We start from the raw sequence: 24,447 nt of genomic DNA on the forward strand, positions 1-24,447 counted from the left end.
CCGGATCCGCTCTCTCAACGCCTGCTGGCCGGCGGTCAGCCCGCCCCCTTGCGCGTATCGCATGCAACCTGCGTACCGCAGGGATCACCACCCGTCACGACCCGACACCCACGCGAAAACCTCAGTAGGAGCACGGTGCCGGCCACCGCGTGGGCGGGGAACCAGGCCACTGCCTTCAAGGCGGCGTCAGGCAATGTGAAGATGAGCGCGCATGCGATGCCACTGATCAGTGAGATCAGGCGATCTGCGCGGAGGGAAGAGAGGGCAGTGGCCGGTTCGTCCAGGGACGAGGGCACTCGTGTCCAGTCCAGGGCGGCCAGCCCGCTGCCCAGAATCATGCCGATGACTAGGCCTTGCGGCACCACGCTGGGGGGCGGCACGTGCAGGTTTCCGGCCATGGCGTAGCCGGTGTACACCACCTGGCTGCTCGCTGTGACGCCGACGACAATGGTGAGCACCCGGACCGATTGGTGGCGCCAGCGCCGAAGGGAGGGACGGCTCCGGTTCGGCATGCGGGGAGGGACGGGCATGCCTGTGCCCAGCAGGACGATCCAGAGGCTGAAGCTGAAGAACACGGCGGCGGCTGTGAGCAATTTCGGGTGGTGGTACTCGGGCGGGTACACGAAGTAGGCCGTCGGCACGGCCGCGAGCACGCCGGACACGGCGACCAGCGCCGCCCGGCCGCCACCGTACCCCCGCGTGAGGAGCAGGCCGCCGAAGCCAAGAACGGGGAGGACAGCCACGGCTTCGAGCGTGGGCGTGAGGTATTGCGACATCTTTGAGAACTCGGACCACGGATAGGTACCCCAGAGGGCCAGCCAAAGCGTCGTGGTGAGAAGGGCACCCGTACATGCGATCAGTGCCCAGGTCAGGGCTCGCCGCCACACTCCCGCCAGGGCCGGGTGCCACCGATACATCTGCCACCACGCCAGATCATGCGTCCCTGCCGAACGCATCCCCGCCGCGATGCGCTCCATGTACCTCAGAGCCTGATCGGGATCCCAGCTCCGGCGGGGGCGCTGTTGCCGGGCGCGCCCGTACAGGGTGGGTACGAGTACGTCGAGGAGGTGCTGCTCGATGGCGGTCGCTGTCGGAAAGCGGTTCGTGTCCGGCAGCTCCGTGGGGTTGTTGTGGGCGTCCGCGTAGACGGAACGGGTCAGAGCCACCATCAGCGGGCTGGCCAGTGCCTGGGCTGCGGGGGCTTGTGGGCGCTGGGCGATGTGCTGGGCCAGCGTGTCCCAGCTGCGGTGACGGGGGCCCGGTGGCGTGGCCAGGCGCAGGAGGGTGAGGGCGTCGCCGATGCGCACCGGTGACGGCTCCAGTACCGCCGCGCCGGCCAGCACGCCGCTTTCGGACACGGCGTGTACGTACTCATCGGTGCGGCAGGTGAGGACCAGAGGGGCGTGTGAGGGGAGCGTGTCGTTGAGCGCGGTCAGCACCGCCATTCGCCACGGTGCGGGGAGTTCGTCGAGGCCGTCGAGTACGGGGATCAGACGGTGCTCGGCGAGCAGGTCCTCGACGGCGGTGGCACCGTACTTCTCGGTATCCGACAGCAATGGGTAATCCGCCGTGATCCGGGAACGCAGCCAGTCCCCCGCGCTCTGCCGCGTGGGATCGAAGGACGACAACGAGCACAGCACCGGAACCGGCCCCCCAGCGGTACGCGTCCGCAGCAAGGCCAGCATCAGCAGCACGGCGAAAGTCGTCTTCCCTGAACCGCCCGGCCCCAGCACCACCAGCCTGCGCCGGGCGAGTCCCCGGTAGATGACAGCGAGCTCCTCCGATGCGTCGGCCCGGCACACCACGGTCCCGCCTACCAGCTGCCGGTGATCGGACACACCCTCCAAGGGAGAATCCGCCCACACGACAGGCAGGGGCGCCGGATCGAACAGCTGCCGGAGCATCGCCTCGCCCTCCCACAGCCTGCGCACCGCCCGGGCCAACGCCTCGCCGGCTTCCACGACCTGGTCGCCCGTGGACTGGCCGCGCCGCCCATCGGCACGCCAGGCCCATACGGACAGCACCCCGAGGAGGCCGAAGGCCGTTCCCAACACCGACGCCATATTGGACGCCTGCTCGAGATCCCCCCACAGTCCGACCACCAACAAGCCGCACATCAGTACGGCGCACAGCGCCCATGTCGCGATCCACCGCCCCCGCATACCAGGTAAACGAAGTGCGGCTGAAGCCGTCACCGCACCCGCCGACGTGGCCAACGGCAGAAAAGGCGGCCGCCGCCCGGTCATCACGGCTGGGAAGGCCGACACCGTCCGTGCCACGAACCTGGACGGCAGGGCCAGGCGGGCAGTACGACCGGCAAGAGAGGGCGACCGGCATGGTCGGCCTGGGCGGCCGTTGTCGGACCGGTCTCGCAGGGTGGACCCGCGCAGCGGCCTGCCGCGCGGCACGCTCCGACTCCACCTACCACCGCACAGCCATCATCCTGGTCAGTTCCGTCAGCTGGGGCCGGTCTCATCTGGGGAGCCAGTGCCGGGCGCCGGCGGCTGGTCGCGGCGGCGGGCCCGCCAGGCTCGGGCGCTGCGTCGTGCAGCTCCGCGAAGGCTGGCGACGGTGGCGGCGACGAGCAGGCCGGCGATCCACTCACCGGCGACGTGCGACGTGGTCTTGGAAGAACGCGAACACAGGCAGACCGACGTGCCTGGGGGCCCGACGCGCGTCGTTCTCCTTCGCGTACGGCGTCGTCAAAGGGTGGTAGTTACCCCCGGGCCCGCAGGGCGGTGAGGTCCATTCCCGTGACGCACGAGCTCCTGCACCTCCTCAGCCGTCAATGAGGGGTGACGTCGAGCACGTCCGTCCAACGTGGGGCAGTCTGCCCCACCACCGGCCCTCGGGCGACCGGCTAGCGGATCTCTCCCGGTCCCGTCCCCGCAAGGGCACATGGAAGCTCGCCGGTCTGCGCCGACCGGCCCTCCCAGTGCACACCGCGTCCGGTGGGCATTGACAGCTCTGACAGCGGCCCTGACACCTCTGACAAGGGCAAAGTCGTCCAATCACTCTCGTGGCACCGCCGGCTCGTGCCACGATCACGTTTGCCTGACGACGACCGACAGCCAAAGGATCCCTCTGGTGCGCCCCCACATTCTGGGCTTCTCCCCGGGCCGGACCAGGCGCTGCGGCGGCTGCACGATGCCGTGCAGCGGCTCTACGCGGCGGCAGGCCGGCCGTCGCCGCGTACGGTCTCGGAGCGGATCAAGGCGGATGTCTCCCTCCCGGCCACCGTCTCGCACCAGACGTTCTCGGTGACCCTCAACGGCAAACAGCTGACGCAGTGGGAACGTCTTCACGGCGTTGTCGTGCAGCTGGTGCGCATGGACGACAGCAGCGTCCAGCCAGAATCCGAGGTCGTTGCCGAGTTCGAGGCCCTGTGGCACGCCGCACGCCGCACGCCGCGAGAAGGTGTCCGAGCGCTCCCACGCCACGGCCGCAACCATGGAAACCGAGGTCACCGTCGTTACCGCCCACGCCGAACGAACAAGCCATGCCCGCACGGGCTATCCGAAGACAGAGCTGAGATACGAATAGCTGGCCGTGGATCGTGCCTGCTCGGACATCCCGTACATCGGCCTCAGCGCCTCCATGCTTCCCTCGGAAGCCGATTTCTTCCTCCGGACCGTGAACGCGACATACCCACAACCCGCCCGGCGCAGCGTGAACCGGGTGGAGCCGGCCTCGTAGCACCGCCCAGGGCGACGGCATGTACCTTTCGCACGCTCTGCTCGCCTCCGAAGCCGACGAGGTGGCCCGGTCGCAGGGCGGCTTGCCCGGCGAGCCGCACCAGCGCCGGGACGGTGAATGCCTCGTGCTTGAGCCCGTCCCCGGGGGCGACGCCGTACCCGCCGATCCGGCCCGCGTCAGCCAGCTCCTCCAGGACGACGAAGGCGTCCCGCAGCCGAGCGTGGATACGGGGGCCGACGGACGTCCGTACAGCGGCGCGCGCCCTTGTCGGGCACGGGTTTGATCAGGGGGTTTGCTCCCAGGGTACGACGCGGGCGAAGTACTCCTTGAGGGCGGCGTCCTTGTCCAGCTCGCCGTCCATAGCCAGTGACCGGCGTAACGCCTTGCCGGTCGCTTGGGCCGGGATGTTCCAGCGGTTGTGTGCCTCGCGCATGATCTCCCCGATGTACCACTGGGCGGAGTCGGGGTGGTGCCGGACAAACCAGTCCAGCATCTTCACCACCGCCACCGACAGGTTGAGGAACCACTCGGGGGCTTCGGCGTCTGTGCCTTCCTTCCGGCGCGTCTTCTTGTGCAGGTCGATCACGTAGGCGAAGTCGTCGAGTACGGCGTGCCGGACTGCCGAAGGGTCGTGGCGTCTCACCCGGCCTCCGGCGACCAGGACTGACAAGGCCGCCACCGTTTGTGCGAGGCGCGGCGGCGCGGTCAGTGCACCGGGGGGAGGAAGACCGTGTCGACGATCTCTTCGGGGGCGTGGCCGGGTACGGGGGCGAAGGTCGTGGGGATGTCGTGGCGCAGCAGGTCGAAGGGGAGGGACTTGATGCGTTCGGTGAGGAGTGCGGGTTTGAACTCACCGCGGTCGCACGCGGCCTGGCGGACAAGTACACCGGACCGCACCGGCCCCCGCCGGGTCGGCCTCGCCGCCTTTACCTTCGTCGCCGCGGCGGCACGCCGCCGGCGACACCCATACCCCGGGCGCGCTGGCCGACGGCTTCGGCACCGCCTTCTGGTGGTCGGCGGCCTTCACCGCCGCCGCCGTCCCACTGTGCCTGCTCCTGCCCAGCCTCCCCGAACCAGCGGCCCAGGACGACACCGAAGCGGAAGCTGCCGCCAAGGCATGAAACGCGACGGCCTCGCGTTCGGCTACCCGCTGCGCGTCGCGGGCGAGTGGGGCTTCCGGCACCCCCGTGAGCATGAGCGTGTGCGTCTCATTTCGCTCCCGGCCCAGCCGTAGCGGTCCGGTGGGTCGGAGTCAGGCAACGCCGACGCCCTGCGTCCCCGCGATCGTCGCGCGCAGCACCGCACGCGCCTCGTCGAGTTCGGCGGCCCGGGCGTCGAGGTCGGCCAGCCGGGAGCGCAGCGCGTCCAGCACGCCCGGGCACGGATGCACGACTTCCCCGGCGGGAGCCGTGCAAGGCAGCAGGGCACGGATGGTGCGGACGGGCAACCCGGCGGCGAGAAGGGACCGGATCCTTCGCACGGTCTCCACGTGCGGCTCGTCGTACCAGCGGTAGCCGTTGGGGAGCCGGTCGGGCAGGAGGAGCCCACCGCGCTCGTAGTGGCGCAGCAGCCGCTCGCTGGTGCCGGTGCGTTCGGCCAGTTCCCCGATGAGCACGCCGTTCAGCCCCTCCCCCGGTTTGACCTTGCCACCATGACAAGGTGCGACGTTGGCCTCCTGGCTACCGACGGCTCAGGAGACCTTGATGATTATCGATGCACACAGCCACGTCCACGACCCGGTGACGGACCACATCGCGCTGCTGGACGAAGCCGGTGTCGACCGCGCGGTGCTGTTTCCCACCCGCCCGCACCCGGAGCGGGCGACGGACCTGGCCGGGTTGCGCCGGGAGATGGCGGTGCTGCACCGCGCGCTCGAAGGCTCCGGGAACGGGGCCGACAGCTTCGCCCGCGCCCAGCAGGAACTGGACGCGGCGCTGGCCGCGCACCCGGACCGCTTCATCGGCTTCGGCTCGGTGCGGCTGGACACCGCTCCGGAGGACATCGCCGAGGCAGTAGCACGGGACGTGGCCGGCCGGGGCCTGCACGGCATCGGCGAACTCACCCCGCCGCCGGGCGGCGCGGCCGCCGTCGAACCGGTGCTGCGCGCGGCCCACGACCATGGCGGCCTGCCCGTCGTCGTCCACGGCTCCGCTCCCACAACGGAACCCGACCTGCACACGCTGGCCCGCCTCTCGGCCCGCTACCCGTCGGTCCCGCTGGTCGTCAGCCAGGTCGGTGGTCAGCACTGGATGACGGCCATCGAGCTCGTACGGGACACGCCGGGCATGTACCTGGAGCTGTCGACGGCGAACATCGTCTTCGCCCTGCGGCTGGCGATCCGAGAGATCCCGGAACGGACGCTTTTCGGATCGGACGCGCCGTACGGGGATCCGGTCCTGGCACGGGCGATGGTGGAGCGAGTGACACCGAGCGGTGAGGTGCGGGAGCGGGTGCTGGGTGGCAACGCGGCTCAGTTGCTGGGGTTGTGAGCGTCGACGTCGGTGGGCGGATCGTACCCGCGCCAGCTGAGGTAGCGTCCTCCCGCTTGTCCGGGGTGAGGGAGACGTCGTGGAGATTCAGATTCAGACAGCGCATGAGCGCCGTGTCCTCCGGAGGCTCATGCTCACGATGCTCGGCGGGGGGACGCTGGGCCTGGTCGTCGGTCTGATCCTTGCGGGAGTTTCGGTTTCCTTCTCGTCGGATGCGCAGCGGGCGCGGGGCACGGTGGTGGCCCTGGAACGGCGGGAGGACGCGGCGTACCCGGTGGTCGAGTTCACGCCGGCGAATGGTGCGACGAGGAAGTTCCGGGATTCCGCGGGATCCAATCCGCCGTCGTACGAGGTGGGTGAGCAGGTCGGGGTGCTCTACCGCCCGGGTTCTCCTGGGGACGCGCGGATCGATGGGTTCCCCTCGCTGTGGGGGACGCCGCTGATCTTTGGCGGGGTGGGGCTGGTGTTCACGGTGGCCGGCATTGTCATGGCGTGGGTGTCCCGCCGACGTTCCTGGGCCGGATCGGCGGTCTCCGCTGTGCCGCGGGCGGCAGCACCTCGTCGGGACGGCGCTCAGATCCGCATGAAGGCGATCGTCTCGGCCGGCGCCGTAGCACCTCATCTGGTCGCCGGAGCCGCCTTGCGTACCCTGCACTCGGGCGCCGTCAAGCTGGTAGCTTGATGCTCAACCGGCCGGGCAGCCCCGACCGCGCAGAGAGGCCCTCACCCGGGCGGAGGCAACCGCCGAGGTGAGGGCCGACCGTAGACGGCCTACCCGTCGGTCCCTACCTGGTATAGGGATCGGCGGGTCACCGGCCGCACAACCACCTCCCGAACTCGCGGATCACCCAGCGTAACCAGATGCGAAGGTGCTCCCTCGGGCTTCTGCGTTGTAGCTCAGTGACCTGGGTCAGTCCGTTCGCCGACTGGCGGCGAGTCCTTCGGCGTGGTTCCACATGACGGACATGGCACCGACCGGTGCGAATTCGATCTGCGGATCGGAGCTGTGGACCAGGCACATCACGCGGCGTCCGAACAACGCGGCCTGGCGGGCGTTGTCAGCGATGATGTCCAGGACGGTCTGCGCGCTCTCCGGATGTGCTGCGGCGAACGTGTCGAAGTCGGTGAAGACCAGGACCAGGCCGGTGGCCTCGGGGGCGATCCCGTAGTCGGCGTAGGAGGCGACGTCGCCGAAGCAGTCGTTGAACGCCTCAAGGCTGCGTCCGTAGTAGTCGGGGAAGTCCAGTGCGGCGCCGATACCCCTGAGGAGGTCTCCCTCTGATGACCAGGCCGCCGCATCCAGGCTCGTGACCTGGTAGCCGTGCTTGTCCAGCCAGGCCGTGCACTCCTCCAACAGGTCCCGGCGCCGGAAGAGGGTGACAAAAGTGTTCGCCATGAGGCGGAGATCGAGGTCGGCGCCCACCTCTGCGCGAGGCTGTGTGGCTGCTACGGGCATGCTTGCCCGGCTGCGGAAGAACGAGGAGGGCTCCAAGGTCTCCCTGTCGCCCGCCCTGTGACCGTCAGGGCCTGCGGGCTCTCCGGAGCCTGCCGGGTGTCCGGCTTCGGCGCGGCTGTCAGGAGGCGACAGGGGTGGTTGCCCGACCTTGTCGGGATCTCGGGCATGGACCCATGCCGGGTCAAGGTGGAGCTCGTACGCGGTGTAGCACTCACTGATCTCTGTTCCCACCGCGGCGCCGCATGGGCACAGTCGGTTCAGTCCGGCCTGGCCGTGCAAGCCGCAGCAGCCTGCGTGGTCCCCACCGAGTTCGGGCAGCAGGTCTGGCGCGTCGTGGGGATGGAGAACGATCGAGTTTCGGGGACCTGCGGAAATCAGGAACCCGTCTCCGTCAGGATCGCCAACACACGCCCCCCGGGAAACGCCGCGACGGGTTCGTCGGTTGGCAGGAACGGGGCACCCCACGGCTCAGGCTCCAGGGCGTAGAACCCCTCACGCATCGTGGCCGGGGCCCGGCGGTACCCGTCGGGGCCGATCCGCCCGTCGAACTCCGGCCTGCTCAGCGTCTCGGACAGCTGCACAGCCCTGGTCAGAGGGCGGGCGCAGGCAGCACACGTAAAAACGATCACATGACGTTCCAGCCCGCCGCGGTGGCATCAACAACCGACTTGTCTCGCGTCGCCCATGGATGGCGTTTGTGACGGGTGCGGCTGACCGGTCACCAGCTCGCGGCGCGGCCACCGCAAGGGTCCGTGGCTCTGCGCGGCCGCGAGCGCCCCGTGGTCCTGCACCCGGCTGGAGGGTGACTCGCGCGAGAATGGCAGGCTGGAATGATCCACACGATCCTTCCCTTCCGCTGGCCTGTTGCTCAGCGCCAAGCCACGCCAACGAGGTATCCCATGACCACCGACTACCTGGCCGCCATCATGGCGATGCTCGGACCGGCCCAGAACCGCTACGCGGAACCGTCGGCATGGGACCGCCTCCACGCCGATCTCGGCATACAGCTGCCGCCCGACTACCAGGTGATCGTCGACGCCTACGCCCCGATCCAGCTCAACGGCCACCTGTCCTTGTCCCACCCCGCGACCGAGCGCTGGAACCTGGGCCAGTGGATCCAGGAAAGCATCCAGGCGTGGTCCGAGGTGCCCTGGGACGAACTCGACCTCTATGAGGACGAAGACCCCCGCCGGCTTTTCGGACTCGAGGAGCTGAGCTTTGGCACCCGCAATGGCCTGTGGCCAATCGCGAGCACCGACCGAGGAGAGATGATCTTCCTCGTCGCTGGCTCCGGTACCCCAAGATTCCTGGTGAACTACGACGAAACCTGGGCCGAGCACCGCATGAGCTTCGCCGAATGGCTCTACCGCTACCTCATCGGTGAAGACATGACCGGACCCAACAGCGCAGCCTTCTACCCGGGCCCCGTGAAACTGCAACACCTCCCGATGTCCGCCGGCGAACGCCCCGAGCCCTGGTACGGCCCGGACCGCGGCATGTGAGACGCCGCGCCGCCGGGCCGTGTCGCCAGCGATGTGCCCAGGAAGCGGCAGGTGTTCAAGCTCTGGCCGGCCGGCCTCGCCGAGCGGGCCCGGCGCAGGCCCGCAAGCACGCCCAATCTGGCTGCTCGACAAGCCCGCCCTGCGACTGCTCGCCGCTCTCGTCGCCGCCGAGAACTCCCTGGCGAACCCACCACACGCGTGACTTTGGGGTGGCTTCGCTGGTGAGACGGCGGGTCATGAGGTCGATCATCGCGAGATGGATCACCGCTTCGGAGCGGTGCGGGTGAGTTTCGTAGTCACGGGCGAGCCTGCGGTGGTGCATGAACCAGCCGAAGGTCCGCTCGATAGTCCAGAGCCTCGGAATTACGGTGAATCCGCGGGATCCCGGGGGTCGCTGGACGGGGTGGACGTCGATGCCCAGGCGGGCGCCGTGATCGATTCCGAACGACGTCCCGAGAAGCCTGCTTCAGCGCTACCCGCGGTTGCCAAAAGGGTTGAAGTCTGCTGGCCAGCTCAAGGCCGCAGGGCTGCGCGCGTCGAACTTGTTCCGCCCCGACGCCTACGTCCTCGGACCTCCGCATCTGGTTGCCCTCCCCGGGGCCCCGAGCATCAGGGGCACGACGCCAGAATGGGAAGAGACCGTATATCCGCCGTCGCCCGTCTACCGCGCGGAACAAGCCGTCGCTTTCTCGACACCACCCGATGCCGACGAAGCCCAAGCCATCCGCCGCGCTGCGACCCGTTGGGCACAGGATGTCCTTGACGACCCCGACACAGTCATTCTGGCCGTCAGCGCCATCGGGTCGCCTGATCCATCCGCCCCGCCCCTCGAACGGGCCGTGCCCTATGAGATAGCACTCACCTCGGCGGGCGGCCGCAAGAGGTGGCATCAATTCATCAACCCCGAGTGGGAAGCGGCATACCTGCAGCAGCTTCGACTCGGCCATACCCGCCCGGAGAAACTCGAAGCCGCCCCCCGTTTCCGCGAGATAGCTGACACCCTGCTGCGCCGGCTCCGGGGCAAGCGCGTCGTCACCTACGGACGCAACCTCCAGTACGCCGCGATCTACGCGGGGCTGGAGTACGCCTGGCTAGGGGACGGCCTCCCCCACGGCGCTCTGTGGCCGGACACGGCGACCACGCTGACGAAGCTGAGCCGCAGCCGCTGGGAGTGCGCGCGTCTGCGCCACGGGGAGTTCGACAACGACTGGGACTCGGCGGACGGTCACTTCGCCTTGCCAGCCGAGGAACCGGCCGTCGATGCACTCGACCGATGCCGGATGACCGCTGCTCTGCTGCGCCGCATGGCAGATCCGGCTCTGCGCTATGCGGAGCTGAATGGCCGGGCGGAGCGCGCCGTGCGGGACGGCAAGAGCCACCGCCGCCGACCCCAGGGCGGTCAGCGGCTGAGCCGCATCGCCGCATCCCGCCATGCGGTGCTCGAGCGCAGCCAAGGGAGCTGCGAGAGCCCCCGCTGCCCTGACCCGCGCTACACCTCGGCACTCAGCCGCAATGGCTCCTACCTGCTGGAAGTGGATCACATAGACGATCACGCCAAGGGGGGCGAGGACCTTCCCAAGGCCATGATCGCTCTGTGCCCGAACTGCCACGCTCTCAAGACCCGTGGGACGGTGACCGACGAGTTCCGCACTCTCCTTCGTGCTACGGCTCTCGCCAGGCACCAGGAACTGCTCGCCGCGGCTCAATGAACCTTGCTCCCTTTGAAGGGCCGCACACCGCGGCGGGCTCGCGCGGGGCGGAGTGGGGTCACCGCAGTGCCAGGCGGCCTTCTGTGATCCTGTGCATGGTGGAGATCCCGAGCCGCTGGAACGGATCACTACGCGGCGTGCGGAACTGGACGAGCTCGAAGAGCAGCCGGCCAGACAGCAGGCGGAGGTACGGGCCGATCGGGACGAACTCTCCGTCGACGAACGGGTACTTGAGCGGATGAGTGAGCAGGTCGCTGACGAGCGTGCCTCAGCCGCGCCGATGCCGGGGCAGGTGGGCGGGCGGTGGTGCTGATCCCGCACCGCACGCCGGACGTGGTCGGCGGAGGTTGAGGGCGGCGGCGCCCGGCAGCGGTCAGGTCACTCCCCCCGCCAGTCGGCGATGGCCCGCTCATAGCTGTCCAGCGCCCTCTCGACGACCCCGCCGCCGGCAGCCGGCAGCAGCGTGAGGACACGGTTGATACCCGCCGCCTCACACCGCTCCAAGACCTCGGGATCGTGCGGAACTCCGGCCAGGACCACGGGAATCCGGCCGCGCCCGGCATCAGCCGCGCGGGACCGCAGCTCAGCCACCCGCCGCAGCGTGCGCTCGAAGGTCTCCGCGTTCGCGTAGTCCGGCAACCAGCCGTCACCGTACGCGAGAACACGGTCGAGAACCTTCGGGCCCATGCCACCGACGAGTACCGGAGGATGTGGCCACTGGACCGGTTTGGGCCACGACCAGATCCGCTCGAAAGAGACGTGCGGGCCCCGGTAGGAAGCCTCGTCCTCCCGCCAGATCGTCCTGATCGCCTCCACGTGCTCCCGCATCCGGGCGAACCGCCGCGCCGGAGCCACACCGTGGTGAGCCATCTCCTCCTCGACCCAGCCGCCTCCCACGCCGAAGTCGACCCGGCCACCCGAAAGTTGGTCGACGCTCGCGATCGTCTTGGCCAGCACGATCGGGTCGTGTTGCGCCACGAGACAGATCGCGCTGCCTACGCGGAGGCGACGCGTGGCGAGCGCGGCGGCCGTGGACACGACGAACGGATCGAACGTGCTCCGGAACGCATGCGGCAGCCTCGCCGTGTGCTCACTCGCGGGCAGATGGGTGTGCTCGGCGAAATACAGGGCGCTGTGGCCCCGCTCCTCCAGCCGCTGGGCCAGTGCCCCGGGCTCCATGGTCGCCGTTGTGGCAAAGACGGTGGCGCCGGTCTCCACGGCTCGTACTCCCTTGTTCGAAGGTGCCCGGTAGTGCCGGGCACCGCTCGGTATTTCCCGCCGTCTCCGGTGTTTCCCCGGAGGGCCTCCGCGGTCAGCCGTTCAGCTTGGCGGCCAGGGCTTTCAGCAGGGAGCCGGCGCGCTTGTCGTCGGGGCCGACCGCGATGAGCCGGTTGGTGATGTACGAGACGCCGACGCCCGCCCCCGGCCAGGCGAGGTGCGCCGAACCGCCACCACCGTCGTGACCGAAGGAGTCACCGTCCGCGCCGGGACGGGGCGTGGTCCGCAGCCGGAAACCGGCGCCGCCGTAGACCATGGGAATGTCGATCAGCTGGTCGACCTTGCGGATGTACTCACCGCGGGCGTCGTCCATGACGGCCCGCGAGACCAGGGTGTACTCCTCCCCCGGCGCACGGGTGGCGTCGGTGGCGAGGATGCCGTACAACGCCGACAGCGAGCGGGCGGTGCCGAACACATTGGCCGCCGGCATCAGGGCGGTGCGGCGCTCACTGCGGTTCCACACCATCTCCTCACGGGGGAACGGGATGGGGTTCTGCCAGATGCGCTGGGTCATGGGGTCACCGCTGGTGAAGAAGCCCGTGTACTGGTCGAGGAAGTTCACGCCGTACTCCAGGCGGGCGACGCGGTGCTCCAGCTCGGCCGGGACGCCGAAGTACACCTCCAGCCCGTGCGGGTTCGCGATCTCATCGGAGAAGAACCGGTCGATCGTCCGTCCGTCCACACGCCGGATCACCTCGGCGACGATCCATCCCGCGGTGTACGGGCCGTAGAGGATGCCCTCCGCCCGGGGGTCGCTCTCCGGCTCCTGGTCGGCTATCAGCTTGGCCATGGCCAGGGGGTCCAGGATCTCCTCCTGGGACACCTTGGCGCGCAGGCCGGGGATTCGCGCGGAGTAGGTCACGACTTCCCGCAGGGTGATGCGGTCCTTGCCGGCGGCACCGAACTCCGGCCAGTAATGGGCGATGGGGGTGTCCAGGTCCAGCCGGCCCCGGTCGACCAGGACCAGCAGGGTGATCGCGACGATGCCCTTGCTGCCCGAGAAGATCATTTCCAGGGTGTCCCGCTCCCAGGCCCTGCCGGTGGTGGCATCCGCGACGCCACCCCAGATGTCGACCACCGGGACACCATGAACGCGCGCGCAGAAGGCGCCGCCGAGCTCGTCGCGCTCCCGCAGGTTGCGCGCGAACTCCTCCCGGATGGCCTCGAAGCCCTCGGCGACATACCCGGAGACCTGGGACGTCGTGCTGGTCGCGCTGTCGGATGTCGTTGTCATGCTGATCTCGTTCCGTGTCGTTCGTAGTGATGGAAAGAAAAACCGCGGTCAGGGGGTAGGGAGAACCGGGAAAAAATCAAGGACAAGGGGCGGAGTGAAGGCCCGGTCAGCTCATGGCCCCGGTCAAGGCGAAACCCACACGCAGGATGCCGCGGGGCGTCACTGTGGCGGAGACCTCGCGCAGATCGCTGACACGGATCAGACCCCCGGTCGACGGGCCGGTGTGACCGCCCACGACGACGGGCGTGGCGCCGGACGCGGCGGCGGCCAGCAGCCCTGCCTCGGCGTCCTCGAACACGAGTGTGGCGCCGGGGCGCACCCGCAGCCTGCGGGCGGCCGTCAGGTAGCCCTCGGGGTCCGGCTTCCCCCGGGTGACGTCGTCGGCGGAGACCAGGAGCCGGGGCAGTGGCAGCCCCGCGGCGCCCATCCGGCGGATCGCGAGCTCCCGGCTCGCCGAAGTGACGACCGCCCAGCGGTCCTTGGGCAGCGAGGCCAGGAGTTCCCGGGCGCCGGGCACGGCGACGATGCCCTCCGTGTCCGCGATCTCCTCGGCCACCAGCCGGGCGGTCTCGGCCTCCGCGTCCACGCCCGCGGGCACGAAGCGCGCGACGGTCTCGCCGGTGCGCCGGCCGTGCGCCGTCGCGAGGATCTCCTCCGCGTCGAGGCCCAGGCGGCGGGCGAACCGCCGCCAGGTGCGCTCGACGACGGGTGTCGAGTCGACGAGCGTGCCGTCCATGTCGAACAGCAGTGATTCGGCGGTCAGTTCCGCTCCTGCAGTCATTGTGCGTCCTCGTCTGCGAGTCGTGACGGTGGGGTGGTGGTCGGGGCGACCGTGCGGTTGACGGTGCGTGCGTGGGCCCGGGCGCGAGCGAGGTCCTCGGCGAGCCGGGCCGGGTCGTCGGCCCGGTGGTCGGTCTCCAGGACGAGGGCCCGTACGCGGACGCGGTGTGCGGCGAGCGCGGCGAGCACGGCGGGGAGCCCGCCGTCCCCGTCGCCCAGCAGCACGTCGCCGCCGGTGCCACCCGGCCCGGAGCCGTCCTTGAGGTGGATCTGGTCGGCGAAGTGGTGGCCCGTGGTGTGCACGAGCCCGGAGACGTCCACCCCGGCGGCACGCGGGTTGTAGGTGTCCAGCAACAGCCGGAAGGCAGGCGACGCGACGTGTTCCACGAGCGCGAGCGCCTTCTCGGGGGCGAGCGTGTTCTCGCTCGCCAGCAGCAGCCCGCGGGCCGCCGCTTCGCCGGCCGCCCAGGCCAGCACCTCGGCCGTGCGCCGCAGGGCGTCCGGTCCGTCGATGGCGCTGCGCCGGAAGCTCGGCACGAAGGCCAGGGGCGCCTCGAGGGCGTGTGCCGTGTCCAGTACCCGCTCCAGGACGTCCCGGACGTCGTGGGCGGCGACGCTGCCCGCGGGGGCCGTGATGCCGATGTCGTTGAGGCAGTTGCCGGTCACGGCGAGCAGTCGGACACCAGTGGCCGCCGAGCGCTCCCGCAGTGCGCCGAGCCTGTCCGGGACGTCGAGCCGGGGACCACGACCGGGGCCGCCGAGGTCCAGTTGGAGGCCGTCGGCGCCCAGCCGGGCCGCCAGGTCGACCGCCGCGGGCCCGGTCACCGGCAGCCGCCAGTCGGCCAGGCCGATCAGCGGGCCGGCCGGGGCCACCACCGGGATACCGGCGGTCATCCCCCGACCTTGCGGCTCTGCGACACCGGCACACGCGTGTCGGCCGGCCACCACGCGCCCGCCCCGTCGACCACGAGGCTCTCGCCGTGGTGCCCCTCGCCCGCCGTCGCGGCCAGCTCCGTGGCCAGGGCACCGAAGTGGTCGGGCCGCATGTAGCCGTCGTAGTCGAAACCGTCGGGGCGACGGCGCCGGATGCCGGGGGTGTCGACCATGCCCGCCGGGAGGACCTGGACGATCCGGACGCGGTCCGCTCCGTCCACGTACTCCTCCTGGGCCACGGAGTTCAGCAGGGCGGCTCCGGCGGCCTTGGTCGCCGCGTAGCCGGAACGGCCGGGCCCGGCGTTGAAGACGACCTCGGACGAGACCCCGAGGAAGAGGCCGGGCCGCGGGCCGCCGCGCAGCGCCGGGAGGGTGGCGGCGAGGGTCAGCCAGAGACCGTGCAGGTTGACGTCGACCTGACGGCGCCATTCGTCCTGCGTGACGTCCTCGATCAGGGCGCGTCGGTCCCCGTAGTGGACGGCGGAGAAGCAGGCGGCCCGCAACGGCCCGGCCGCCGCGGTGGCGAGCTGTTCGCCGGCCGCCGCCGCGTCGGTGAGGTCCAGAGGCGCCCAGCGCAGGGCGTCGGCCCCGGGGCCCTGCGGGGTGGAGCGGCTGAGGACGAGGACGTCCATACCCGCGCGTGCCCAGGCGTCGGCGATCGCGCGGCCGATGCCGGTGGAGCCGCCGACGACCAACCCCCGCTGTCCTTCGAGGCGTTCGGTGGTTGCGGGCATCAGTCCTCCAGGGTCGTGCGGTGGGGCGGTGCGATGCGCACCGCGAGCTTGATGAGGCGGCTTCCGGCGACGTTCCGGTCCGGGCTCAGCGCCAGGCGGCCCATGATCGCCGCCGCCTCGGTCAGGTCGACGGCGTGGGTGACCAGGTCGCGGTAGCGCTCGGGGGCCCGGCACAGCTCGGCGGCCGAAGCGAGCAGATGGGCGTTGCCGACACCTCGGTGGCCGAACAGGCGGACGGGGACGCCGGTGGTGGAGCGGACCGTGACCGTCTCGGCGGGATCGGGCAGGCCCGCGCAGTTGGCCGCGCGGACGGCCGCGAGGTCGACGCCGGGCAGCAGGGCGGTCCCGGCGCCGGGCGGCAGCCCGCCGAGGAGGTCGATCGTCACCTCGCCACGCGCGGCGCGCAGCACGGTCTCCAGACAGGTCACGGTCGCGTCGCGGGGGGTCGCGAGCAGGACGGCGACGGGACCGTCGGCGAACGCCCCGGACAACGCCCCGGCGCCGTCGAGGCCCTGCGTGAGCAGGACGTCGGCCCGGATACGGGAGCGGGCGCTCCACTCCGTGCCCTGCCGGGTGTGGTGGACCAGGACGGTGCGGACGCCGTCGCCGAGCCAGTGGCGAGCGGCACGGACCGCGAGGTGTCCCACGGTGCCGTCGCCGATGACGACGAGGGTGCGCGGCCGGGCGACGGCCAGGACGGAGAGGGCGTACCTCACGGTGGCGAGCGGCTCCAGCAGGGCCGCCAGGTCCGCTTCGGGCGCCTCGCTCAGGGCGATCACCTGACCGCCGCGGACCGCGGTGGCGGGGATGAGGGTGCGCTCTTGGAGCAGCCCGTCCACATTGTGGCCGAGGAGGAACGACGGGTCGGTGGGATGGGTGGGATTGACGACGACGAGGGTGCCCGGGGCCAGGGCGCTGTCGACACCGTGCCCCGCGGCGACCACCCGCGCGACGCCCTCGTGTCCGATGACCGGGGCGGGGTCGTCGCGGAGCCCGCGCAGCATCTGCAGATCGGTGCCGCACAGACCCGCGACGAGCGGGGCGATGCTCAGCTCGCCGGCAGCCGGCGCCAGGGTCGGGCGTCGGCGGACCCGTACGGACCCGCCTTCCCGGACGATGGCACGGTGGACGGGCAGCGGCACCCGCTCACCGGCGCCGGCCTGCGCGTCGTCCGGTGCTACTGCCGTGTTCACAGGGGTTCTCCTCCGATCCGATGTCCTGCCGCTTCCGCGATTTCCGCGGATGATCCCGGGGCCGCCGCGCGCAGTGCCGTCAGCGCGGCGATGCCCGCACCAACCAGCCCGTCGGCCTCGCCCGGTCCGCAGACGGTGAGGCGGTCGGCGATCCACTCGGGTGCGCGCTCGCCGGTGAGGTAGAGCCCGCTCCGCTCCAAGTGGCCGAGCAGCGCCCGGCGGTAGTGGCCGGCCAGCCCGACTGCCACGCCGCCGGTGAGGGCCACCTCGTCGATGTCCGGGCTCAGGCACAACGCCGTGCGCAGGACGTCGGCCACCGGGCCGGTGACGGCGGTGAGCAGATCGTGAGCGAGCGGATCGCCTTCCTCCAGGGCCCGGAGGAACGCGTCCTCGAACGCGGTGCCGCGCTCGTGTTCCGCGCCGAGGCGCGAGTCCCGCCAGCGGTCCGGCTCCCGCTGCCGCAGCACCTCGGCCATGCGCCGGATGCCGGGCCCCGAGGAGTACGCCGCGACGTGGCCCGGCGTACCGCAGTCGCAGACCAGCTCGACGGGCCTGCCGGCCAGTGTCGCTGTGGCCGGCAGATGGCCGATCTCCCCCTGCAGGCCACAGCCGTCGACGGGAATGGTGCCGGTGGTCCGGTCGAGGAGCCGGCAGGCGATGCCGGTACTGATGGTCGCGAGCAATATCCTGCGGTGCCGCGCGCGGCCCGGTGCGGCGGCGAGGTGCACCAGGGCCGCGGTGACGTCGTTGACGACATGCCAGGTGACGTCCGGGCGTCGTCGGCGCAGGGCGTCGAGCAGGTCGAACGGTTCACCGGCCGGGCCCCACAGCGGCGCCGACGCGTAGACGACGCCGCTGCGGTGGTCCAGTGCGGCACCGAAGGAGATCCCGGCGACGACCCCCGCCTCGAACGGGACGGCGTCGCACAGCGCGTCGACCATACGGGCCTGGAGCCGGTCGACCGGCTCCCCGGGGTGCCGTTCCTTGCCGGGCGAGGGCAGGACGGTCCGTTCGGTCAGCCCGCCCGTCTCCGTCCAGCGGGCCCGGCGCAGATGGGTGCCGCCGACGTCGATGGCCACGATCGAGGGGTTCATGGGTCGTGGTGTCCCTACTCCGAGGCGCCGAGCGGCTCGGGGAGGGCGTCGAGCTGCGCGAGGTCCTCGGCGGACAGCCGCACGTCGGCGCCGGCCGCGTTGTCCTCCAGGTACTTCAGGCGCTTGGTGCCGGGGATCGGGATGACGTGCTCGCCCTGCTCCAGCAGCCAGGCCAGGGCGACCTGGGAGAGCGTGACGCCATGGCGGTCGGCGACGCCCCGGACGACGTCCACTATGGCGTTGTTGTGGGCCATGGCCTCCTCGCCGAAGCGCGGGAGGAACTTGCGCCAGTCGCCCTCGGGGAGGTCGGACGGCTTGCTGAAGGCACCGGCCAGCACGCCGCGGCCGAGGGGCGAGTACGGCATGAACGCGATGCCCTGCTCGTTGCAGTGGGCCAGGACGTCACCGAGGGAGCCACGGGTGAACAGCGACGCCTCGGACTGCACGGCCGTGACGGGGTGGACCTTCTCGGCGCGCCGGATCTCCTCCAGCGACACCTCCGACAGGCCCAGCGCGCGGAGCTTGCCGGCCTGGACGAGCTCGGCGAGGGCGCCCCAGCTCTCCTCCAGCGGCACGCTCGGGTCGAGACGGTGGATGAAGTACAGATCGACGTATTCCGTGCCCAGGCGCCGGAGGCTGGCGTCGACGGCGGCGCGGAGCTGGTCGGGACGGCCCGCGTTGGGGTGGATGCCGTTCTCGTCGACGGTCTGGCCGCCCTTCGTGGACAGCACGACCTCCGCGCGGCGGCCGGCGATGGCGCGGCCGACGAGCTCCTCGTTGGTGAAGGGGCCGTAGACGTCGGCGGTGTCCAGCAGGTTCACGCCCAGTTCGAGGGCGCGGTGAATGACCTTGACCGAAGTGTCGTCGTCCCGGCCATTGGGGTCGTAACCGAAGGACATGCCCATGGTGCCGAGGCCGACGCGGCCCACGACCGGGCCGTTCTTGCCCAGGGTGGTGGTGCGCATGTTGAGATCCGTTCTCTCGAGGGGATGGATGACCGCGCGGGTGCGCGTCAGGGCCGGACGGACTGGCGGTGCCGGAAGATGTCCTTCGGGTCCCAGGTCCGCTTGACCTGCTGCAGCCTCTGGTAGTTGCCCTTGTAATAGAGCTCGGTCCAGGGGACGGAGGACTTGTTGAACTGCGGGTCGCTGATGTCCGCGTCGGGGTAGTTGATGTAGCAGCCATCCGTCACCGCGTTGGGGACGGGGACCCCACCGGTGTCCGCGTAGACGGCCTGGTACACGTCCCGGACCCAGGCGATGTTGGCGTCGTCGTCGCCGCGATCCTGCCAGTACGTCTCGTACGTGATCTTCATGATCGAGTCGCGCTGAGCGACGGCGGTGTCCGTCGCCGAGCGGCTGCTGATCCTTCCGCCGGTCGACGGGAGAACCAGGCCGGCGAACCGCGCCTTGTGCGTCGTCGACGTCAGCTGGGTGTACAGGGTCTCGATGGCGGCCGTGGGCAGGCCCTTGCGGTGGAAAGCCGACTTGTGCTTGCCGCGCATGGTCGGGTCGGTCTGCTGCGGTGCCGCGGTGCCCACGTACTTCGTCGCCCGCAGCCACGGCAACCGGTGGGTGGTGAAGAATTGCGAGACGGCACGGTCGCCACCGCGCTGTGGCACGCCGGGGGTGTCGCTGACGCCGAGCGCCCGGTCGAGGCCGGAGAGGAAGTCCGTCAGCAGCTTGGCCGCGTTCGGGACCGTCGCGTCCATCTGCACCATCATGCCGAGGGAACCGAGGGACTTGTGGTTCAGGAACAGCCAGCTGCACAGGTCCGCGTACGGCGACTGCGGGGAGCTGTTGGCCTCCAGCCACTTCCCGTAGAAGTCGACGAGCTTGACGAAGCCTTCGCGGGTGACCTTCTCCCACGGCCACGCGGCACTGGTGACGAACACCTCGGCGGGCGGTGCGGGCAGTAGCTTGCGGGGGTCCGTACCGGTCGCGTCCGGGGAGCGGAACCAGAACTTGGTGATGACGCCGAAGTTGCCGCCGCCCCCGCCCGTGTGCGCCCAGAACAGCTCGTGGTTGGGGTCCTTGGGGTCACGGCTCGCCACCACGCTCCGGGCGTTGCCCTGGGCGTCGACGACGACGACCTCGACGGCTTCGAGATGGTCGACGCTCAGACCGTGCCGACGCGAGAGCATGCCGTACCCGCCGCCGCTGACGTGGCCGCCGACGCCGACCGAGAAACAGGCGCCACCCGGGAGCGTGACGCCCCAGCTCTCGTACAGCTCTTCGTAGACCCTCAGCAGGGTGGCGCCGCCCTCGACCGCGAACGCGTTTCGCTTCTCGTCGAAGGAGACATCGTCCATCAGGTTCATGTTGATGAGGACTTGGACATCGGAGTGATAGACGAAGTCCTCGAAGCAGTGGCCGCCACCGCGGACGCTGATCCGCTTGCCGCGCCGCACGGCGTCCTGGACGGCTGCCACGACCTGCTCGGTGGTCCGGGGCAGCACGATGCGCTCGGGCTCCGCGGTCCAGCGCTGGTTGAGCCCGGAGGTGAGGTCGATGTACCTGGTGTCGTTCGGTGTCACGGTGACGGCGGGTGCCGCCGCGATGCCGGCCGCCGGGGCAGCGGCGGCCCGCGCCGCGGGCAGGCCGACCTGGGTGGCGGCCACAGCCCCGAGCGCGGCACCCGACCCGCGCAGCAGGAATCGGCGGCGGTCCAGATTGGTCAGGCGGCCCCCCGTACCGACGGCCGGTGTCTTTGCATGAAGGTTGTCGTTCACTTACTAATCCCCCGTGGAAACAGTTCTCTTGGCCGCGGCACCGGTGGCCGCGGCGTGTCTGGTGCGGCGCGGCCGGGCCCAGCGGCTCATGGCCGGGACCTCGACCAGCTTGTACAGGAGCCAGCCGAGCAGCAGGCTCAGGCCGAGGCTGACCGCCATGAGCCCCAGCGCCACCGGGGTGTCCCAGTGACGGCCGGTGGGCGGGGCCGTCGCGAGGCGCATGGGCCCATGGGAGAGGACCAAAAAGTGCACCATGTAGAAGGCGAAGGACACCTCGCCCAGCCACAGCATGGTCCGGCCGGTGAAAACGGAGCGGCTGCCCTTGACATCCGCGACCGCGCTGGCCGCGATCAGCAGGGCCACCGGGAGCGCGGTCGGCGCCACCATGCCGTAGGCATGCGGGAGGAACACCATCAGGGCGTAGCCCGCGGCCAGCGAGACCAGGGCCGTCAGTCGGCTCATGCCGATCCAGCGGCCGGTCAGCACGATCCGGGCCATCAGAATGCCCAGGACAAAGTCCAGCAGCCGGGCGCCCGGGAAGAAGTACACGGTCCAGTACTCCCACCAGGACATCGGCTGGTCCGGCGCCGCGGGGCTGTCCGGGAGCAACTGGGCCAGCGCCGGCACGGCCACAAGCGCGGCCATGACACAGCAGACCCAGTGCCACAGCCGTTGCGGACGAATCCTCAGGATCGGTCGGATCAGCAGCGGGAAGGCCAGGTAGAACAGCAACTCGCAGGCGAGCGACCAGCTGGGCCCGTTCGGGCCGGCCATGATCTCCAGCTTGGGCACCCAGCTCTGGACGAGAAAGAGGCTGGGGATGGTGTTGCCGGCCCAGACACGCATCCCCGCGGACAGCATCAGCAGCAGTCCGACGAGCCAGGTGACGAGGTGGTTGGGGAAGATCTTCATCAGACGGCGGCGGATGAACCGCCCGGGGCTGTCCTCCGGGCGGGCGGACCAGGTCAGGACGAATCCGCTCAGGACGAAGAAGAAGCCGACGCCCAGATATCCGGCCCTGCTGAAGTACTTCCAGAAGGCGTGGTTCATCCCGCTGTCCGTGAACGGGTTGACCACGGCGACGTGGGTGACGAAGACGAGCACGGCGGCGAGGAACCGCATGCCGGTCAGGGAGGGCAGCCGGGAGGACTTGGGGTCGACGGCCCCGGAAGTCCCGACGGGCAGTGCACCGCCGGATTTGTGGGCGCTGCCAGGTCTGTGGACGTCGTCGGTCGTGTGCGACATGACGTGGGCGCGGTCAGGCCGCGGCCACGGGCCGCAGACCGGCCACCGCGTCCGGACTGCTCAGCCGGCGCAGGTCGGCGACAGCGACGGCGAGCTCCTCGGCCGTCACGTCATTGACGAACGTGGCATCGCCGATCCCCACGGGAAGCGGGAGCCGCTGCTTGCCGTCGCGGTGGCGCACGGTGTCCTCCAGGGCGGCGGCCAGCAGGCCGGGCTCCAACGAGTCATGCCAGCGGGGCAGTTCAAGGATGCGCATGACTTCGAGGATGCGGTCGCGCTGCTCCTCGTCGACCAGGTCACGGCGCCAGGCGAGGACCGTGGTCAGAGCCATGTCCACGCACACCGCCTCACCGTGCAGAAGGGCGGGCAGGGCATGCATCTCAATGGTGGGGCTGAAGGTGTGGCCGTAGTCGACGACGCGCTCCAGCTCGGTCTCCCAGAGGTTGGGCTGGAGCTCCTCCAGCATGCCGTGGACCGCGCGCTGCACGACCTCGGCGGCCACCCGCTGCTCGGCGGCGGTATCACCCTGAAAGCGGATGTCGAGCAGACGGGCTCCGTGCTCCTCCAGGAGATCGAACAGGCGCACGTCCTTGATCAGCGCCATTTTCAGGATTTCGGCCAGGCCGTTGGAGATGTGGCGGCGCTCGACAGTCGAGAGGAAAGAGCGGTCCAGCAGAGTGAGCGAGGTCTCGAAGTAAGTGCCGAGACGGTTCTTGTGGCCGTTGAAGTTCACGCCGGTCTTGACCCCGACGCCGGCATCGACCAGCCCGATGAGCGTGGTGGGCACGCGGAGGACGGGAGTGCCACGGCGGTAGAGATTGGCCACCAGCCCGACGATGTCCATCAGGACACCGCCGCCGATCACGATGATCGGCTCCCGGCGGCGATCGATGCCGAAGGCGTCGATCGCCTCGGCGATGCCCGTGGCGGTGTCGAAGTCCTTCACGGTCTCGTCGACGCGCACCAGGTGGGCGTGGTAGTCGACGCCGTGATGGTCGAAGTACTTCCGAATCCGCTCACCGTGCAACTCGTCCACATTCTGGTCGATCACCAGGAACCGGCGGAGACGGCCGTCGGCGGTCCGGCCACCGACGTCGAGCAAGGCGGTGCTCTGCAGGTCAAACGCGTCGTCACAGACCCGGACCTCGTAGGACACGGGCTTGATGGCCCGCACCCGCCATGAGTCGATGCGCTCGCTCTTGGCGAAGAGCCCAGCCGAATGTACTAACTCAGTCATTGTTCCCCCCAGAACAGACAGGCTCGTAAATATGCGTGCATGACGCAACGACAGAAGTTGATCAAACTTCCGTGGAGACAGCAAACGTTTTTAACTCCCTGGAGATGGACATCACACCGGCAGTTGACCAAGGAGGGGGTGCTTCGAGTGGGCGTTCAAGCCATCTCGGCGACGTCAACTCCCGGTAGAGCCAGGGAACTTGGCTGGACGTGATGCTCATGCCGAAGATCCCTGCTGTGGAGACGGCTCCGGCCGCTCACCGCCGGCATCGTCGCCCGCAGCAACAACGTGGCAAGTGTGCGGGCGCCGGTCCTGGAAGCGGACGTTGGAACGAGCGGCCTTGAGCCGCTCATCGAGGGTTCGGTTGTCGGCGGTCAGCTGGCGGACCCACTGCTTGACAGTGGCGCTCTCGGCGGTGATCCGCTGGATGCTCTCCTCGGTCCACTCGGTCTCCACGTCGCGGATATGGCCGAGAGTTCACCGAATCGACCGGGGATTTCCAACACACTCCTACTGCTTCGCGAGGGGCTCGAGTGCGCCCACCAGGGCTCCGAGGCAGATCTCGCGCAGTTCGTCCCGAGTGCATGCCTCTTTGATGAGCCAGTCCACGCACAGGGTACGGACGAAAACCAGCCAGCTCATGAGTACGGCCGCCATGAGCTCGGCAGCGATGCCGTCGACGGGGACCGCGGCCGCGAGGCGCTCGCGGAGCACGGCCATCTCGTCGAGGATGACGGCCTGGATCACGTGGTCGCCGGCAAGTGTGCGGTTCGCGGCCAGGACGGTGTGGCGGTTGCTGGCGAAGTAGTCGATGTGCCGGTCCAGACCGGCACGTACTTGCGGGATCAAGGCGGTGGACGGGTCGATCTGTGTCTGTGCCAGGAGCTGGTTGGCGGCCTGCCGGTAAACGGCTGCGAAGAGGTCTCGCTTGCCGGGGAAGTGGCGGTAGAGAAGGGCGCGGGAGACGGCGGCCCGTTCAGCCACGTCTTCCATGAGGACCTCGTCGTACGGTCTGGCGGCGAACAGCTCTCCTGCCACGGTGAGCAGTTGGTGGCGGCGTTCCGTTGGCCTCAGTCTGCTCCGAGTGGTCATGCTATCCAGGCTAGTTGACGCCTCTTCCGCCGCTGCCGTACGTT

General features: G+C 70.0%; 22 protein-coding genes and 2 pseudogenes. 4 read left to right on the plus strand and 20 right to left on the minus strand.

Annotated elements, in window-relative coordinates; genetic code table 11:
• Nucleotides 1-35: 35 nt before the first annotated feature.
• From K6I33_RS05145 to K6I33_RS05165, 5 genes and pseudogenes are all read right to left on the minus strand, one after another.
• Nucleotides 36-2,279, minus strand: coding sequence for an NACHT domain-containing NTPase (locus tag K6I33_RS05145; protein WP_229348492.1), 2,244 nt, complete (start codon nucleotides 2,277-2,279; stop codon nucleotides 36-38).
• A gap of 765 nt (nucleotides 2,280-3,044) precedes the next feature.
• Nucleotides 3,045-3,440 carry a hypothetical protein gene (locus K6I33_RS05150; protein ID WP_229348493.1) on the minus strand — a complete coding sequence of 132 codons (396 nt, stop codon included), beginning with the start codon at nucleotides 3,438-3,440 and terminating at the stop codon, nucleotides 3,045-3,047.
• Between the two features lie 539 nt (nucleotides 3,441-3,979).
• Entirely contained in the window at nucleotides 3,980-4,339 is a 360-nt protein-coding gene (locus tag K6I33_RS05155; protein ID WP_229348494.1) for a hypothetical protein, read from the minus strand.
• Nucleotides 4,340-4,401: 62 nt separating this feature from the next.
• A pseudogene (locus K6I33_RS05160) lies at nucleotides 4,402-4,563 on the minus strand (TetR family transcriptional regulator); the annotation flags it as partial.
• A 385-nt stretch (nucleotides 4,564-4,948) separates the two neighbouring features.
• On the minus strand, nucleotides 4,949-5,311 hold the full coding sequence (locus K6I33_RS05165) for a MerR family transcriptional regulator (protein ID WP_229348495.1): 363 nt from the start codon (nucleotides 5,309-5,311) through the stop codon (nucleotides 4,949-4,951).
• An 88-nt stretch (nucleotides 5,312-5,399) separates the two neighbouring features.
• On the opposite strand from K6I33_RS05165, the gene K6I33_RS05170 reads away from it, so the two are divergent.
• Together K6I33_RS05170 and K6I33_RS05175 are read left to right on the plus strand one after the other, a co-directional pair.
• Nucleotides 5,400-6,185, plus strand: a complete 786-nt coding sequence (locus tag K6I33_RS05170) for an amidohydrolase family protein (protein WP_229348496.1) — start codon at nucleotides 5,400-5,402, stop codon at nucleotides 6,183-6,185.
• 79 nt (nucleotides 6,186-6,264) lie between these two features.
• Nucleotides 6,265-6,867, plus strand: coding sequence for a DUF3592 domain-containing protein (locus K6I33_RS05175; protein WP_229348497.1), 603 nt, complete (start codon nucleotides 6,265-6,267; stop codon nucleotides 6,865-6,867).
• Between the two features lie 228 nt (nucleotides 6,868-7,095).
• Here K6I33_RS05175 and K6I33_RS05180 read toward each other — a convergent pair whose 3' ends face one another.
• Nucleotides 7,096-7,581, minus strand: a complete 486-nt coding sequence (locus K6I33_RS05180) for a barstar family protein (protein WP_229348498.1) — start codon at nucleotides 7,579-7,581, stop codon at nucleotides 7,096-7,098.
• 959 nt (nucleotides 7,582-8,540) lie between these two features.
• On the opposite strand from K6I33_RS05180, the gene K6I33_RS05185 reads away from it, so the two are divergent.
• Nucleotides 8,541-9,143: an SMI1/KNR4 family protein gene (locus K6I33_RS05185; RefSeq protein ID WP_229348499.1), complete on the plus strand. Its 603-nt coding sequence runs from the start codon at nucleotides 8,541-8,543 to the stop codon at nucleotides 9,141-9,143.
• Nucleotides 9,144-9,348: 205 nt separating this feature from the next.
• Here the strand turns inward: K6I33_RS05185 and K6I33_RS05190 are convergent.
• Nucleotides 9,349-9,582: pseudogene (locus K6I33_RS05190) on the minus strand (transposase); the annotation flags it as partial.
• Nucleotides 9,583-9,637: 55 nt separating this feature from the next.
• Between K6I33_RS05190 and K6I33_RS05195 the strand changes: the two are divergent.
• Nucleotides 9,638-10,852 (plus strand): HNH endonuclease, encoded by a 1,215-nt coding sequence (locus K6I33_RS05195; protein WP_229348500.1) that lies wholly within the window; start codon nucleotides 9,638-9,640, stop codon nucleotides 10,850-10,852.
• A gap of 378 nt (nucleotides 10,853-11,230) precedes the next feature.
• Here the strand turns inward: K6I33_RS05195 and K6I33_RS05200 are convergent, their stop codons facing one another.
• The 13 genes from K6I33_RS05200 to K6I33_RS05260 form a co-directional block, all read right to left on the minus strand.
• Nucleotides 11,231-12,070, minus strand: a complete 840-nt coding sequence (locus tag K6I33_RS05200) for an LLM class F420-dependent oxidoreductase (RefSeq protein ID WP_229348501.1) — start codon at nucleotides 12,068-12,070, stop codon at nucleotides 11,231-11,233.
• Nucleotides 12,071-12,164: 94 nt separating this feature from the next.
• On the minus strand, nucleotides 12,165-13,364 hold the full coding sequence (locus K6I33_RS05205; RefSeq protein WP_229348502.1) for a serine hydrolase domain-containing protein: 1,200 nt from the start codon (nucleotides 13,362-13,364) through the stop codon (nucleotides 12,165-12,167).
• A 106-nt stretch (nucleotides 13,365-13,470) separates the two neighbouring features.
• Entirely contained in the window at nucleotides 13,471-14,145 is a 675-nt protein-coding gene (locus K6I33_RS05210) for an HAD-IA family hydrolase (protein ID WP_229348503.1), read from the minus strand.
• Entirely contained in the window at nucleotides 14,142-15,038 is an 897-nt protein-coding gene (locus K6I33_RS05215; RefSeq protein WP_229348504.1) for a sugar phosphate isomerase/epimerase, read from the minus strand. Before K6I33_RS05215 ends, K6I33_RS05210 begins: the two co-directional genes overlap by 4 nt.
• On the minus strand, nucleotides 15,035-15,811 hold the full coding sequence (locus K6I33_RS05220; protein ID WP_229348505.1) for an SDR family NAD(P)-dependent oxidoreductase: 777 nt from the start codon (nucleotides 15,809-15,811) through the stop codon (nucleotides 15,035-15,037). The genes K6I33_RS05215 and K6I33_RS05220 overlap by 4 nt, the downstream gene beginning before the upstream one ends.
• Nucleotides 15,811-17,004, minus strand: coding sequence for an alcohol dehydrogenase catalytic domain-containing protein (locus K6I33_RS05225; protein ID WP_229348506.1), 1,194 nt, complete (start codon nucleotides 17,002-17,004; stop codon nucleotides 15,811-15,813). Before K6I33_RS05225 ends, K6I33_RS05220 begins: the two co-directional genes overlap by 1 nt.
• Nucleotides 17,001-18,098 carry an ROK family protein gene (locus K6I33_RS05230; RefSeq protein WP_229348507.1) on the minus strand — a complete coding sequence of 366 codons (1,098 nt, stop codon included), beginning with the start codon at nucleotides 18,096-18,098 and terminating at the stop codon, nucleotides 17,001-17,003. Before K6I33_RS05230 ends, K6I33_RS05225 begins: the two co-directional genes overlap by 4 nt.
• Nucleotides 18,099-18,112: 14 nt before the next feature.
• Complete coding sequence (locus K6I33_RS05235; protein ID WP_229348508.1) at nucleotides 18,113-19,063, minus strand: aldo/keto reductase; 951 nt, start codon at nucleotides 19,061-19,063, stop codon at nucleotides 18,113-18,115.
• Nucleotides 19,064-19,110: 47 nt separating this feature from the next.
• Entirely contained in the window at nucleotides 19,111-20,829 is a 1,719-nt protein-coding gene (locus tag K6I33_RS05240) for an FAD-binding oxidoreductase (protein WP_229348509.1), read from the minus strand.
• 3 nt (nucleotides 20,830-20,832) lie between these two features.
• Nucleotides 20,833-22,074, minus strand: coding sequence for an acyltransferase (locus K6I33_RS05245; RefSeq protein ID WP_229348510.1), 1,242 nt, complete (start codon nucleotides 22,072-22,074; stop codon nucleotides 20,833-20,835).
• Between the two features lie 13 nt (nucleotides 22,075-22,087).
• Nucleotides 22,088-23,311: a sedoheptulose 7-phosphate cyclase gene (locus K6I33_RS05250; protein WP_229348511.1), complete on the minus strand. Its 1,224-nt coding sequence runs from the start codon at nucleotides 23,309-23,311 to the stop codon at nucleotides 22,088-22,090.
• Between the two features lie 216 nt (nucleotides 23,312-23,527).
• The gene (locus K6I33_RS05255) at nucleotides 23,528-23,767 is read right to left on the minus strand and encodes a hypothetical protein (RefSeq protein ID WP_229348512.1); all 240 of its coding nucleotides are present in this window, start codon (nucleotides 23,765-23,767) and stop codon (nucleotides 23,528-23,530) included.
• A 54-nt stretch (nucleotides 23,768-23,821) separates the two neighbouring features.
• A complete protein-coding gene (locus K6I33_RS05260; protein ID WP_229348513.1) occupies nucleotides 23,822-24,403 on the minus strand; it encodes a TetR/AcrR family transcriptional regulator in 582 nt (193 codons plus the stop codon).
• Nucleotides 24,404-24,447 lie beyond the last annotated feature (44 nt).

The organism is Streptomyces sp. UNOB3_S3, from assembly GCF_020740895.1.
In the GTDB taxonomy this organism is placed as follows: domain Bacteria; phylum Actinomycetota; class Actinomycetes; order Streptomycetales; family Streptomycetaceae; genus Streptomyces.